This is a genomic window from Streptomyces sp. NPDC091279 (genome assembly GCF_044757465.1).
Taxonomy (GTDB): Bacteria; Actinomycetota; Actinomycetes; order Streptomycetales; family Streptomycetaceae; genus Streptomyces.
The window spans coordinates 647,738-660,726 of sequence record NZ_JBIVVA010000004.1 but is presented as its reverse complement, the minus strand read 5'-3'; the positions used below and the strand labels follow the sequence as shown (position 1 = coordinate 660,726).

General features: G+C 72.7%; 13 protein-coding genes. 10 read left to right on the top strand and 3 right to left on the bottom strand.

Annotated elements, in window-relative coordinates:
- Positions 1-96 precede the first annotated feature (96 nt).
- The 3 genes from ACIQOU_RS13355 to ACIQOU_RS13345 all read left to right on the top strand — a co-directional run bounded on the left by ACIQOU_RS13355 (position 97) and on the right by ACIQOU_RS13345 (position 2,610).
- On the top strand, positions 97-1,080 hold the full coding sequence (locus tag ACIQOU_RS13355; protein WP_401536686.1) for an ATP-binding cassette domain-containing protein: 984 nt from the start codon (positions 97-99) through the stop codon (positions 1,078-1,080).
- Positions 1,081-1,082: 2 nt separating this feature from the next.
- Positions 1,083-1,850: an ABC transporter permease gene (locus ACIQOU_RS13350; RefSeq protein ID WP_365231277.1), complete on the top strand. Its 768-nt coding sequence runs from the start codon at positions 1,083-1,085 to the stop codon at positions 1,848-1,850.
- A 61-nt stretch (positions 1,851-1,911) separates the two neighbouring features.
- Complete coding sequence (locus ACIQOU_RS13345) at positions 1,912-2,610, top strand: disulfide bond formation protein DsbA (RefSeq protein ID WP_401536684.1); 699 nt, start codon at positions 1,912-1,914, stop codon at positions 2,608-2,610.
- A gap of 59 nt (positions 2,611-2,669) precedes the next feature.
- On the opposite strand, the gene ACIQOU_RS13340 is transcribed toward ACIQOU_RS13345, so the two are convergent.
- Positions 2,670-3,455, bottom strand: a complete 786-nt coding sequence (locus ACIQOU_RS13340) for an SDR family NAD(P)-dependent oxidoreductase (protein ID WP_401536682.1) — start codon at positions 3,453-3,455, stop codon at positions 2,670-2,672.
- 185 nt (positions 3,456-3,640) lie between these two features.
- On the opposite strand from ACIQOU_RS13340, the gene ACIQOU_RS13335 reads away from it, so the two are divergent.
- The 7 genes from ACIQOU_RS13335 to ACIQOU_RS13305 all read left to right on the top strand — a co-directional run bounded on the left by ACIQOU_RS13335 (position 3,641) and on the right by ACIQOU_RS13305 (position 11,149).
- On the top strand, positions 3,641-4,459 hold the full coding sequence (locus ACIQOU_RS13335) for an NAD(P)H-binding protein (RefSeq protein WP_401536681.1): 819 nt from the start codon (positions 3,641-3,643) through the stop codon (positions 4,457-4,459).
- Between the two features lie 100 nt (positions 4,460-4,559).
- Positions 4,560-5,744 carry a hypothetical protein gene (locus ACIQOU_RS13330; RefSeq protein ID WP_401536679.1) on the top strand — a complete coding sequence of 395 codons (1,185 nt, stop codon included), beginning with the start codon at positions 4,560-4,562 and terminating at the stop codon, positions 5,742-5,744.
- 29 nt (positions 5,745-5,773) lie between these two features.
- On the top strand, positions 5,774-6,997 hold the full coding sequence (locus tag ACIQOU_RS13325) for a nucleotide disphospho-sugar-binding domain-containing protein (RefSeq protein ID WP_401536677.1): 1,224 nt from the start codon (positions 5,774-5,776) through the stop codon (positions 6,995-6,997).
- Between the two features lie 77 nt (positions 6,998-7,074).
- Positions 7,075-7,869, top strand: coding sequence for an SDR family NAD(P)-dependent oxidoreductase (locus tag ACIQOU_RS13320; RefSeq protein ID WP_401536675.1), 795 nt, complete (start codon positions 7,075-7,077; stop codon positions 7,867-7,869).
- A gap of 49 nt (positions 7,870-7,918) precedes the next feature.
- Entirely contained in the window at positions 7,919-9,256 is a 1,338-nt protein-coding gene (locus tag ACIQOU_RS13315) for an activator-dependent family glycosyltransferase (protein WP_401536673.1), read from the top strand.
- Between the two features lie 83 nt (positions 9,257-9,339).
- Complete coding sequence (locus ACIQOU_RS13310; protein WP_401536672.1) at positions 9,340-9,765, top strand: MarR family winged helix-turn-helix transcriptional regulator; 426 nt, start codon at positions 9,340-9,342, stop codon at positions 9,763-9,765.
- A gap of 82 nt (positions 9,766-9,847) precedes the next feature.
- Positions 9,848-11,149, top strand: a complete 1,302-nt coding sequence (locus ACIQOU_RS13305) for an activator-dependent family glycosyltransferase (protein WP_401536670.1) — start codon at positions 9,848-9,850, stop codon at positions 11,147-11,149.
- Here the strand turns inward: ACIQOU_RS13305 and rfbD are convergent.
- Together rfbD and rfbB are read right to left on the bottom strand one after the other, a co-directional pair.
- Positions 11,142-11,993 (bottom strand): dTDP-4-dehydrorhamnose reductase, encoded by an 852-nt coding sequence (gene rfbD, locus ACIQOU_RS13300; RefSeq protein ID WP_401536668.1) that lies wholly within the window; start codon positions 11,991-11,993, stop codon positions 11,142-11,144. The genes ACIQOU_RS13305 and rfbD overlap by 8 nt on opposite strands.
- On the bottom strand, positions 11,990-12,985 hold the full coding sequence (gene rfbB / locus ACIQOU_RS13295; protein ID WP_401536666.1) for a dTDP-glucose 4,6-dehydratase: 996 nt from the start codon (positions 12,983-12,985) through the stop codon (positions 11,990-11,992). The genes rfbD and rfbB overlap by 4 nt, the downstream gene beginning before the upstream one ends.
- Positions 12,986-12,989: the final 4 nt, after the last annotated feature.

Here is a 12,989-nt window from a genome sequence, read left to right as displayed (position 1 = left end):
TTTCCCTCACCCTGCCCAGGAACCGAGCCGGCCGGTCCGGGCGCGGGCCGTGATCCCCCTGACTCGCCCCCCCATGAACCCCGTACGGGAGAACCCATGATCCACACTCGCGGGCTCACCCGCAGCTTCCGCGCCAAAGGAGAGACCGTCGAGGCCGTGCGCGGCCTGGACCTCGACATCGAAGCCGGCTCCGTGGTCGCCTTCCTCGGCCCGAACGGCGCCGGGAAGACCACCAGCCTGCGGATGCTGACCACTCTGCTCCCGCCGACCTCGGGCACCGCCGTCGTCGCCGGCTACGACGTGCTGACCGACCCCTCGGGGGTCCGCCACCGGATCGGCTATCTCGGTCAGGGCAACAGCGCCGGCAGCAACTTCCGGGTCAGCGACGAGCTGATCACCCAGGGCCGCGCGTACGGCCTGAGCCGCCCAGAGTCCCGCGCCCGGGCAGAGCGCCTGCTGACCGCGCTCGAACTGGAGGGCCTGACAAAGCGGACGGTGGGCACCCTCTCGGGCGGCCAGCGCCGCCGCCTGGACATCGCCATGGCCCTGGTCCACGAGCCGGAACTGCTCTTCCTCGACGAGCCCACCACCGGGCTCGACCCGCACAGCCGCGCCAACATCTGGGAGCACGTGCTGCGGCTGCACAAGGAACTCGGCACCACGATCGTCTTCACCACCCACTACCTCGAGGAGGCGGATCTCTGGGCCCGACGGGTGATGGTGGTCGATCACGGCCGGGTGATCGCCGACGACTCCCCCGAGAAACTCAAGGCCGACCTGGCCGGCGACCGCATCACCCTGGGGACCGCCGACCGCGCCGACGCCGAGCGGGCCGTCGAGTTCGCCCGCGCTCTGCCCACCGTCCACGAGGTCACCGCTGACGGCACGGAGGTGCGGGTGCGCACCCCCCACGGAGACACCCAGCTCCCGGTCCTGCTGCGGCACCTGGAGGCGGTCGGGGTGCGGGCACTCACCGCCCGGCTCACCCGCCCCACCCTCGACGACGTCTTCCTCAGCTTGACCGGCCGCACCCTGCGGGAGAGCGCCGACGCCCCGACCGCCACGCACGACGGAGCCTGACCATGAAGGTGCTCAACGACACCCGCACCGCGTTCGCCCGCGAGCTGAGGCCCGAGCTGCGCCAGCCGGCCGGCCTCCTCTTCACGATGCTGCTGCCCTTCCTCTTCCTCGCCCTCTTCGCGCCCCTGCTTTCGAGCATGGGCCCCTCGGGCGGGGGCACGGGCTCCCCTTGGCAGTGGTTCGTGCCGGGCATGCTCGTCCTGCTGGCCCTCTCCGCCACCGCCGGAGCCGGGGCCTCCCTGCTCAACGAGATGTCCTCGGGGGCCTTCGAGCGCATGCTCGTAACCCCGCTGAACCGGGCCGCGATGCTCGTCGGGCGGGCACTCAAGGAGGTCGTGATCCTGCTGGCGCAGGCCCTGTTGATCCTCGCCCTGCTCCTGCCGACCGACTTCCGGCTCCGCCCGCTCGGCGCCCTGGCGGGCCTGGCACTGCTGACCGTCTTCGGGATCGGGATCGGCGCCCTCTCGTTCACCCTGGCGCTCCACTCCCGCAAGCAGCAGACCTTGTTCTACGGGGTGCAGCAGATGGTCTTCTTCCCTCTGCTGCTGCTCTCCGGTGTCCTGCTGCCCATCACCGAGGCCTCGGCCCCCACCTGGCTCTACGTCCTGAGCCGGATCAACCCCGCGACCTATGTGGTGGAGGCCGAACGCGGCCTGTTCGACGGCCAGTTCGCCGAGACGAGCGTGCTGTACGGAATCCTCGCGGCGACGGCCATCGCGGTGCTGGGGGTCGTCGCCGGCATCCGCGGCATGCGCAACGCCTCGGTGTGACGCGCCGTCCGCCGCACCCGCCCGCAGCCGTCCGAGTCCGTACGCGAAGGAGGACCGCACCGTGACAGCCGAAGCCTTCCGGAACACCTCGCGTCCCCAACCCCGCACCGTGGACGTCTGGTTCGACCCCGCCTGCCCCTACACCTGGCTGACCGCCCGCTGGCTGCGGGAAGCCGCCCGGGTCCGCCCGCTGGAACTGCGCTGGCACCTGATGAGCCTGGCCCTCCTCAACGAGGGCCGGGACGACGATCCCGAGGGCGACCCCGAGGGGTACCTGATGATCCCGGTGCGGATCGGCACCGCCGTCCGGCACCACCACGGGCAGGAGGCCCTGGCCCGCTTCCACGCCTCGCTGTGGGCCGATCTCGACTCCCCCGGGGAACACGGCGGGAACACCAGGAAGTGGATCAATGATCCGGCCCTGGCCCTGGCCGACGCGGGCCTGCCGACGGAGCTGGCGGCGGCCGGGACCTCCACCGCCTACGACGAGGAACTACGGGCCTCCCACGAAGAGGCCGTACGGCTCCTCGGCCCACGGCCCGGGACGCCGGTAGTCGCCGTCGGGGAGCCAGCCGAGCCGCACCGTTCCCCGCCGGCCTTCTTCGGGCCGGTCATCTCCCGCGTACCGAGGGGGGAGGAGGCCGGGCGGCTGTGGGACGGCACGCTGCTGGTGACCGGTACTCCCGGGTTCCATGAGCTCAAGGGGAGACCCGCCGACCCGGACCCGGACGTGACCGGACGGAACGTCGATCCGGAGTGACCGGGCCCTCGACGGCGGGCCTTCGGGCGGGGTGTGCGGGAGCCTCCGGGTTCTTGGGGTCAGTAGTTGCCGAGGCCGCCGCAGACGTTGAGGGCCTGGGCGGTGATGGGCGCGGCCATGTCGGTGATCAGGTAGCCGACCAGGCCCGCCACCTCCTCGGGGGTGGTGTACCGGCCCAGGGGGATCTTCGCCTGGAACCGTTCGAGCACCGCCTCGGTCGTGGTGTCCCACGCCGCCGCGTATCCCGCGCGAACCCGCTCCGCCATCGGCGTCTCGACGTACCCGGGGCAGACGGCGTTGACCGTGATGTTGGTCTTGGCCAGTTCCAGGCCCAGGGCCTTGGTGAAGCCGACAACGCCGTGCTTGGAGGCCGAGTAGGGGGCACCGAGCACCACGCCCTGTTTCCCGCCCGTGGAGGCGATGTTGACGATCCGTCCCCGGCCGCGCTCCAGCATGCCCCCGGTGGTCAGCGCGGCCCGGGTCACCCGGAACACGCTGTGGAGGTTGGTGTCGACGACGTCGAGCCACAGCTCGTCCGTCAGCCCGGCGGTGGGGCCGCCCCCGTTGCGTCCCGCGTTGTTGACGAGGACGTCGATCGGGCCGTACCGGTCGACGGCGGCGCGCACGAGGGCGTCCACCTGCTCGGTGGAGCGCACGTCGCAGGTCTGCCCGTCGGCGTCCACACCCTCCTGGTGCAGGAGTTTGACGGTCGCGGCGACAGCGTCGGCGTCCCGCGCGCAGAGGAAGATCCGCAGGCCGTCCCTGCCGAGCGAGCGGGCCACGGCCAGGCCGATCCCGCTGGTCGCCCCGGTAATGACGGCGACGCGTCCTTCGGTGGCGGTCATGGTGCCTCCCGGATCGTGGCATCGGATGTGCGTACGGGGCCCGAGGGTGGCAACGGGCGCTCGACAGGTGGTGGACCGGCCGCGTTCACCGCGGCTCCAGCCGTTCGAGAGAACGGACCGGAAAGGTCGGCGGGTCCGGGCCCGGGCCCGCCGAACACGAGATGAGCGATGAAGGAGAAGAGACCATGACCGTTCTGGTGACGGGTGCCACGGGGAACGTGGGCCGGCACGTGGTCGCAGGGCTGCTGGAGGCGGGCGAGCGGGTCCGTGCGATGACCCGCTCGCCCGAGAAGGCCTCGCTGCCGGAGGGGGTGGAGACGGTCCGCGGTGATCTCGCCGATCCGGCGAGTCTCGACGCGGCCCTCGCCGGTGTCGACCGGGCGTACCTCTTCCCACTGCCTGGGACTGCTGAGGAGTTCACCGCGCAGGCGGCGAAGGCGGGGGTGCGGCGGATCGTCGTGCTCTCCTCGGTGGCGGCCGAGTACGCCGACGGGGACTACAGCGGCGACCACCACACGGCGGTGGAACGGGCGGTGGAGGCGTCCGGCCTCGAGTGGACCCATGTCAGGCCGGGTGAGTTCATGGCCAACCTGCTGCACTGGTGGGCCCCCTCGATCCGGGCCGAGGGCGTGGTCCGCGCCCCCTTCAGCGCGACCCGCAGCACCCCCGTGCACGAGGCCGACATCGCCGACGTGGCGGTGACGGCGCTGCTGGAGGACGGGCACGCGGGGAAGGCGTACTCCTTCGCCGGTCCGGAGTCCCTGGCCAAGGCCGAGCAGGTACGCGTCCTGAGCGAGGTCCTCGGCCGCGAGATCCGCTTCGAGGAGCTGACAGTGGACGGGGCCCGCACCCTGTGGCTGGGCCAGGGCATGCCCGCCGAGGCGGTCGACTGGCTGCTCCAGGACCCGGTGGACGTACCGGTGGGCCCTACCGCCGAGTTGGTCACCGGGCGGCCGGCCCGCACCTTCGCCCAGTGGGTGGCCGACCACCGGGCGGACTTCTGACGGGCCGCGTCCCGACGGTTCAGCGGCGGTTGAGCGGGTTTCCAGGCGGTCCGCCGACGGTGGTCAAGACCCTCTTCGCGGACCGATGGGAAACGCCCTCATGGTGGATGTCGCACAGAACGCTCTGATCCGACGACTGGTCCGGGCCGGAGTCGGCTCCGACGAGGAGATCGACGCCGTGCTGAAAGACGCCGGTCTGACCGACGTGGCACGCGTCCTGGTCGAGGAGGTGCTGTTCCGCTGCCCGGAGCCGGTCAACACCGCACCCGTCGACGTGGCCCTGGACGTCACCCACGGCGGGGAGCGGCACTCCGCCGTCCTGCGCATGGTGCGCGACGAACCGATCCGCGTGGTCGGGGACGACTCCGCGCGGCCACGCTCCCGGGTGACCTTCACAGCGTCGGGGCTGGTCCGCCGGCTCTACGGGCCGGCGGACTCCCCGCGCACTGGGGACTTCCACAACTCTTTCGTGGCGACGCCCGAGGACCCGGGGCAAGTGCGGGAACTGCTCGCCGAGATGAACACGGTGCTGCGCACGGCGGCCCAGGCCACCGCCACCCTGATGGCCGGCTGCACGGGGCGCTGCCCCGACCTGGGCGAGCTCTCGATCCGGTACGGCTCCGACAAGTGGGCCAGCTTCCACTGGTACACGGCCCACTACGAGCGCCACTTCGCCCGCTACCGGGACCGGCCGGTGCGAGTCCTGGAGATCGGCATCGGCGGGTTCGACGACGACCTCGGCGGCGGCTCGCTGAAGATGTGGAAGCGCTACTTCCCCCGGGGCACCGTCCTCGGTCTGGACATCTACGACAAGACGGCGCTGACCGAGCCCCGGCTCACGGCGCTGGTCGGCGACCAGAACGACCCGGAGTTCCTGACCGAACTGGCCCGGGAGCACGGACCGTTCGACATCGTCATCGACGACGGCAGTCATGTGAACGAGCATGTGCGCACCTCGTTCCGGACTCTCTTCCCGTACGTGCGTCCCGGCGGTCTCTATGTGATCGAGGACCTCCAGACCGCCTACTTCACGGACTTCGGCGGCAGTACGGGCGGGATCGCGGGTCACGACACCTCGCTCGGGCTCGTCAAGGGGCTGATCGACGACCTGCACCACCGGGAGCACCGCGAGCCCGCCGTCACCCGCCCCACCCCGACCCAGAGCACCGTCACGGCGGTGCACGCGTACCACAACATCGTCTTCGTGGAGAAGGGGACGAACGGGGAAGACACCCTGCCCACGTGGATGGACGCGGACGTGTGGACCGCCCTCGGCGCCAAGTGAGCCGCCGAGCGAGACGAAGGGAATCGAGCATGCGCGTTCTGTTCACCGTGTCCACGTGGCCCACCCAGTACGCGGCCATGGTGCCGCTGGGATGGGCGCTCCAGGCGGCCGGCCACGAGGTCCGGGTGCTGTGCGCCCCCTCGCAGGCCGCCGCGGTGGGCCGGGCCGGTCTCGTGCCCGTACCGGTCCTCGGAGGAATGGAGGAGGTCCTGCGGCTGCGGCTGCAGTACTACACAGAGGCGGTGGACGGGATCTGGCCGTACCCGTGGCTCCCTCCTCACCCGCTGACGGGCGAACGGCTCGACCGCCTCGACGCGTTCGACATCGGGCACTTCGACCGGGAGGTCGCGCCGGAGTTGGCCGCGTCGACGGCCCGGAGCTTCGACGCGGCCGTTGCTTACGCCCGGGGCTGGCGGCCGGACCTGGTCCTGCACGACCCGGGAAGCCTGGAAGGACTGTTGGCGGCCAAGGTCCTGGACGTTGTGTCGGTACTCTGTCTCTGGGGTCCTGCGAGCCCGCACGATCCCGAGCACATGCGGATCGTCCCCACCGATCACAGCGGATCGTTCGCCCGGTACGGCCTGGGGCCGTTCGACCTGGCCATGATCGAGCGGGTCGTGGACCCCAACCCGCCGTCCCTGAAAGTGCCGGTCGAGGCCGAGCGGCTGCCAGTCCGCTACGTCCCGTACAACGGGGCCGGGCCCGCCCCGGCGTGGACCGCGCGACCGCCGGAGGGCCCCAGGGTCTGCGTCACCTGGTCCACGGCCCTGTCCACCGTCTCCGGGCCCGACTCCTATCTGCTCCCCCGGATCGTCGCGGCCCTCGACGGACTGGACTGCGAGGTCGTGCTCACCGCGACCGCCCGGGACGTGGCAGCGCTCGGCCCGGTGCCGTCCCGCGTCCGTGTGGTGGAGAACCTGCCGCTGGCTGCCCTGCTGCCGGGCTCCGCCGCCGTCGTCCACCACGGGGGCAGCGGCAGCACGCTGACGTCCCTGTGGGCGGGGGTGCCGCAGTTCATAGCGACGTTCGCGTCGGAGCAGCAGGTGACCGGGGAGCGGGTGGCCGCCACCGGGGCCGCGCTCCATGTCCCCGGGCACCTCGCGGACGAGGCGGCGATCCGGGCCGGTGTGGAGCGGCTGGTCGAGGACGACGCCCATCGGGCCGCGGCCGGGCGGCTCCGCGAGGAGGCCGCGGAGACGCCGACGCCGGCCGCGCTCGCCGCCACGCTGGAGGCCCTGGCCACCGGCGCCTGAGAGGCGGAACCCCGGCAGCGGAGCCCGGTGCGCGAAGGTCGAGGCGCATACGAGGTCCGCTGTCGATCCTGCGGGGCATGAACACGCGAACCGAAGGAACCGACAGTGAGGTCCGGCCCGGGGCCGGAGCCGCGCGCGGGATCGTCATCACCGGCGGCGGCACCGGCATCGGCCGGGCCACGGCCCGCGCGTTCGCCGCGCGCGGGGACCGGGTGCTCGTCGTCGGACGCACCGGGGCCACGCTCGACGCGACCGCCGAGGGACACCCCGGCATCCAGGGCCTCGTCGCCGACCTCACCGAGCCGGACGCCCACGACCGGATCGTCGAGACGGCCCTGAGCGTCCTCGGCCAGTTCGACGTCCTGGTGAACAACGCGGCCGCGATGGGGTACCGCCCGCTGGCCACGCTCGACCGGGCCGAGGCCGAACGGCAACTCCACACCAACCTCCTGGCCCCGGTCCTGCTCACCCGGGCCGCACTGGAAGCCCTGGCGGAACGGTCCGGCACGGTGGTGAACATCGGCTCGTCCGGCGCCCTCGGCCTGCGGTCCTGGCCCGGCAACGGCCTGTATGGGGCCGCCAAGGCCGGGCTCGACTTCCTCACCCGCACCTGGGCCGTCGAGCTGGCCCCGCGCGGCATCCGAGTGGTCGGAGTCGCCCCCGGGGTGACCGACGTCAGCACCGGTCCGGGGCCGGACGGTGGCGACCCCGCGTACACGGACTTCCTGAAGGGGATCGCCGCCCGGACGCCGAGCGGCCGGGTCGGCCGCCCCGAGGAGATGGCCTGGTGGATCGTGCAGCTCACCCGGCCGGAGGCCGCCTACGCCAACGGGACGGTGGTTCCGGTGGACGGCGGACTCTCCCTGACGTGACCCCCGCCGTCCCGCCCGGCGCCCCCGCCCGTGCGTCGACCGAGTCCGTATGTCCGAGAGGGGAGCGCCGATGCGCGTCCTGTTCCAGCCTTTCGCCGCCGCCACCCACGTGGCCGCTCAGGTCCCGCTCGCCTGGGCGCTGCGCGCGGCCGGTCACGAGGTGCGGGTCGCGACCCAGCCGGACGTGGTCGAGGACATCACCCGGGCCGGCCTGACGGCGGTGCCGGTCGGTGAACCCTTGCGCGTCGCGGCCAAGATGAACCCCGACGACGCGGACGTGGTGGAGGAGTTGCGCGACGACGCCTGGCTGCGGGTCCTCGATCCGGGCGAGATCCGCCCCGAGCGGCTGACGCCCGAGCACCTGCACGGGGTCTTCGCCGCCTGGACGCCGCTGGTCCACCGGAACACGGTGCCGGACCGGATGATCGACGACCTGGTCGCCTTCGCCCGGGACTGGCGACCGGACCTGGTGGTCTGGGACACCATGACCTACGCTGGCCCGGTCGCCGCCCGCGCCAGCGGCGCCGCGCACGCCCGGCTGATGTACGGGCTCGACCTGATCGGTCTGCTGCGCGAGCGGTACCGGGCCGCCCTCGACCGGCTGCCGCCGGAGCTGCGGGACGACCCGTTGGAGGAGTGGCTGGGGCACGTCCTGGAACGCCACGGTCTGGAGGGTCCCGGCTGCGGCTTCGACGAGGAGCTGGTCGTCGGCCAGTGGACCCTCGACCCGGTGCCCACCTCCCTCGCCCTGCCGGTCTCCCTCCCCCGGGTTCCGGTGCGCTACGTGCCGTACAACGGCCCCGCGAGCGTGCCCGGCTGGCTGGACGAGAACGCCGGGCGGCGTCGCCGGATCTGCCTCACCCTCGGCGTCTCCTTCCGGGAGGTGGTCGGCGAGGACCAGGCGTCGGTCGGCGAGTTGCTGGAGGCCGTGGCCGATCTGGACGTGGAGGTGGTGGCCACGCTCAACGCCGAGCAGCTCGACGCCCTCGGCCCGCTGCCGCCGAACGTCCGGGCGGTCGACTTCGTCCCGCTGAACGAGCTGCTGCCGAGTTGCGCGGCGATCATCCACCACGGCGGGGCGGGCACCTTCCTGACCGCCCTGGCCCACGGGGTGCCGCAGGTCGTCGTCCCGGCCCGGATGTGGTGCAACACCCCGCGCGCGGAGCAGGCCCGGGCGGCCGGAGTGGCCCTGACGTGTCCGCCTGAGCGACTCACGGCCGGCCGGTTGCGCGCGATGGTGACGCGGGTGCTTGAGAACCCGTCGTTCGCGCGCGCGGCGGCTCGGGTACGCACCGAGATGCTCGGGACGCCGACGCCCGCCGGGATCGTCCCAGTCCTCGAACGGCTGGTGGCCGCCCATCGGTCCCCGCGCCCAACCGGCACATGACATACGGTCGGAGCGAGAAGATCACGGTCTCCGACGGTTGAGGTTGAATCGCCTTGAGGACACACATCCCCTATCTCTTAGCCGTGGCGAGCACCGTCGCGACGCGTCGGGTGGACGAGCGGCTGGCAGCGTACGACCTGACGGTTCGTCAGTACGGTTTGCTCACCCAGCTCTCGCTCGAACCCGAGCTGACCATGGCGGAGCTGGCCCGTCAGCTGGGCATCGCCCGGCAGTCGGTGCACCAGCTGGTCAACGAACTCGTCGAGGCCGGCCATGTGCGCCGACGACCGGGCGCCGACGACCGCTCGCGCCGACTGGAGATCACCGACACCGCGCACTATCTGCTGACCCGGATCGACGGGCCGCTGGAGCGGGTGGAGGCGGAGCTGCTCGGCGATCTCGCCCCGGGAGAAGCCGAGACCCTGCGCAGCCTCCTGCAGCGCGTCCTGGCCCATGCCACCGACGACGAGGCCTGGCTGCCCGTCCGCAGACAACGGCCCGGCGCGTAGCGGTGCTCGGCACGTGCCAGGGCTCGGCGCGTACCAACGGAAGTCGAGGCCGTGTCGAGGTCCGGTCCCTAGCCTCGCCGCCATGCGTGTGCTGTTCGTAACCCTGGCCGCCTCACCTCACTTCTTCGTCCAGGTGCCGCTGGCCTGGGCCCTGCGCGCTGCCGGACACGACGTGCGCGTCGCCAGTCAGCCCGACCTCATGGACACCATCACCGCCGCCGGGCTGCCCGCGACCCCGGTGGGGCCGCGGCTCGCGCAGGACGAGTCCGTGGAGGAACTGCGGCGGCGGCAGGAGAAGGCGGCCGAGCGCCTGGTGGAGCCGCCGGACGCCCAGGAACTGATGCGAATGGCAGAGGACCGGCCCGAGCGGCTGACCCCCGACTTCCTGGACGGCCTGTTCACGGTGATGACCTCGGCCATATTCCAGAACTTCTCGGCCGAGGAGACCGTGGAGGACCTGGTGACGCTGACCCGGCGGTGGCGCCCCGACCTCGTGATCTGGGACACCCTGATGATGGGCGGGGCGGTCGCCGCCCGCGCCTCCGGGGCGGCCCACGCGCGGCTCCTCTACGGACTCGACCTGGTGGGCACGGTGCGGGAGCGGCACCTGGCCTCGCTGGCCGCCCGGCCCCGGGAGCTGCGGGAGGACCCTCTCGCCGAGTGGCTCGGCTGGACGGCGGCCCGGTACGGCGGCGGGTTCACGGAGGATCTGGTGACCGGCCAGTGGACCGTCGACCCCACCCCGGCCTCGCTGCGCCGGCCCACCGGCCTGCCGTGGGTCCCCGTCCGCCACGTCCCGTACAACGGGCGGTCCGTGGTGCAAGAGTGGCTGCGCGAGCCGCCGGCCCGGCGCCGGGTCTGTCTCACGCTGGGGCTCTCGTTTCGCGAGGTGATGGGCGGTGAGCAGGCCTCCGTACCGGCCCTGTTGGAGGCGCTGGGCAAGCTGGACGCCGAGGTGGTGGCGACCCTCGACGCCCGGCAACTGGCCGAGGTCGGCCACGTCCCCGAGAACGTGCGGGTGGTGGACTTCGTGCCGCTGGACGCGCTGCTGCCGTCCTGCTCGGCGATCGTGCACCAGGGCGGCTTCGGCACCGCGCAGAACGCGCTGGCGCACGGCGTACCACAGGTCGTCGTCCCCAATGACCTGTGGGACATCCACCCCCGGGCGGCGCTGGTCGAGGGGTCGGGTGCCGGACTGTGCCCGCCCGGGACCGGTGCGCTGCGCCCGGCAGAGCTGCTTGGGCTGGTGACACGGGTGCTGGACGAGCCCTCGTACGCGCGGAACGCGGCCCGGCTGCGGGACGAGATCCGAGCCACCCCCTCGCCCGCCGAATTGGTCCCGGTCCTTGAGGAGCTGACCGCACGTCACCGGCGGATCAGCTGAGCCGGCCCAGCGCCTCGGCCAGGGCCTCGCGCCAGGGCCGCGGCGCCGGGATGCCGGCCTCGCGCCACCGGTCGTGGCCGAGCACCGTGTACCGGGGCCGGGAGGCGCGCCCGCCGAAGGTCGTGGCAGGCACCGGTCGTACCCGGTCGGGATCGGCGCCGACCAGCCGGAACACCTCGCGGGCCAGGTCGTACCAGCTGGCCCGGCCCGCGTTGGTGGCGTGGAAGACGCCGTTCGTCCCCGGGGTGTGTCCGAGGGCGAGCAGGGAGCGCGCCACGTCGGCCGCCCAGGTCGGCTGCCCCACCAGATCGGCCACCACGTCCACGGGTTCGTGACCTCGCGCCCGCTCGGTCATGGTGCGGACGAAGCTGGGCCCGTGCTCCCCGTGGAGCCAGGCGGTGCGGACCACGGCTCCCTGGTCCGGCAGGAGGTCGAGGACGGCCCGTTCGCCCGCCCGTTTGCTGCGTCCGTAGACGTTGAGGGGGGCCGTGGGATGGTCCTCGGGGTACGGGGAGTCGGCGTCGCCGGGGAAGACGTAGTCGGTGGAGAGGTGCAGCAGACGGGCCCCGTGGCGGGCGCAGAGGTCGGCGAGGTGGCGGGGGCCTTCGGCGTTGACGCGGAAGGCCCGCTCCGCGTCGGTCTCGGCGGCCTCCACGGCCGTGTAGGCGGCGCAGTTGACCACGAGGCCGGGGCGGTGCCGGGCGAAGGCCGCGGCGAGCGCGTCAGGGTAGGTGACGTCCAGGGCCCGCCGGTCCAGGCCGACCGCGTCCGCGCCCTCGGCCGCCAGGGCCGCCGTCACCTCGTGGCCGAGGAGCCCGCCCGCGCCGGTGACCAGCCATCTCATCGTGGGGTCCGGACCGCCGTGTCCAGCGGTTCGCGCAGGCGGCGCTTGAGCGGTTCCCACCAGTCACGGTGCTGCCGGTACCAGTCGACGGTGGCCGCGAGGCCGTCGGCGAACGCGTGCCGGGGGCGGTAGCCGAGCTCGGCGCGGGCCTTGCCGTCGTCGAGGGCGTAGCGCAGGTCGTGGCCCTTGCGGTCGGGCACCCGCCGGACCCGGTTCGGGTCGGCCCCGCAGGCCTCAAGGAGCAGTCCGGTCAGTTCCCGGTTGGTGAGTTCGGTGCCGCCGCCGAGGTGGTAGACCTCCCCGGCCCGTCCCCGGGTGCGGACCAGGTCGACGCCTGCGCAGTGGTCCTCGACGTGCACCCACTCGCGCACGTGGGTGCCCTCGCCGTAGAGCGGTACAGGCTCCCCGTCCAGCAGGTTCGTGACGAAGAGCGGGATCAGTTTCTCGGGGAACTGGCGCGGCCCGTAGTTGTTGGAGCAGCGGGTGATCCGTACGTCGAGTCCGTGCGTGCGGTGCTGGGCCAGGGCGAGCAGGTCGGAGGCCGCCTTGGAGGCCGCGTAGGGGGAGTTGGGGCTCAGCGGGCACTCCTCGGTCCAGGAGCCCTCGGGGATGGAGCCGTAGACCTCGTCGGTCGAGACGTGGACGAAGGGGCCGGTCCCGTGGCGCACGGCCGCGTCAAGGAGTGTCTGGGTACCCAGCACGTTGGTGCGGACGAAGGGCTCCGCTCCGGAGATGGAGCGGTCCACGTGCGATTCGGCGGCGAAGTGCACCACCTGGTCGGCGCCGGCCATCAGCCGGTCGACCAGGACGGGATCGCAGATGTCCCCGCGCACAAACCGCAGTCGGGGGTGGGAGGGGTCGAGGTTGTCGAGGGTGCTCGCGTAGGTCAGGCGGTCCAGTACGGTGACGTGGACGGCCGGATTCTCGGACAGCAGGGTGCGGACGTAGGCCGAGCCGATGAAGCCGGCCGCTCCGGTGACCAGGAGATTCACGCGA

What these genes read in the sequence shown, in the direction of transcription:
- ACIQOU_RS13355 (WP_401536686.1), top strand. Translation starts at nt 97, where the DNA reads ATGATCCACACTCGCGGGCTCACCCGCAGCTTCCGCGCCAAAGGAGAG.
- ACIQOU_RS13350 (WP_365231277.1), top strand. Translation starts at nt 1,083, where the DNA reads ATGAAGGTGCTCAACGACACCCGCACCGCGTTCGCCCGCGAGCTGAGG.
- ACIQOU_RS13340 (WP_401536682.1), bottom strand. Translation starts at nt 3,455, where the DNA reads ATGACCGCCACCGAAGGACGCGTCGCCGTCATTACCGGGGCGACCAGC.
- ACIQOU_RS13335 (WP_401536681.1), top strand. Translation starts at nt 3,641, where the DNA reads ATGACCGTTCTGGTGACGGGTGCCACGGGGAACGTGGGCCGGCACGTG.
- ACIQOU_RS13330 (WP_401536679.1), top strand. Translation starts at nt 4,560, where the DNA reads ATGGTGGATGTCGCACAGAACGCTCTGATCCGACGACTGGTCCGGGCC.
- ACIQOU_RS13325 (WP_401536677.1), top strand. Translation starts at nt 5,774, where the DNA reads ATGCGCGTTCTGTTCACCGTGTCCACGTGGCCCACCCAGTACGCGGCC.
- ACIQOU_RS13320 (WP_401536675.1), top strand. Translation starts at nt 7,075, where the DNA reads ATGAACACGCGAACCGAAGGAACCGACAGTGAGGTCCGGCCCGGGGCC.
- ACIQOU_RS13315 (WP_401536673.1), top strand. Translation starts at nt 7,919, where the DNA reads ATGTCCGAGAGGGGAGCGCCGATGCGCGTCCTGTTCCAGCCTTTCGCC.
- ACIQOU_RS13305 (WP_401536670.1), top strand. Translation starts at nt 9,848, where the DNA reads ATGCGTGTGCTGTTCGTAACCCTGGCCGCCTCACCTCACTTCTTCGTC.
- rfbD (WP_401536668.1), bottom strand. Translation starts at nt 11,993, where the DNA reads ATGAGATGGCTGGTCACCGGCGCGGGCGGGCTCCTCGGCCACGAGGTG.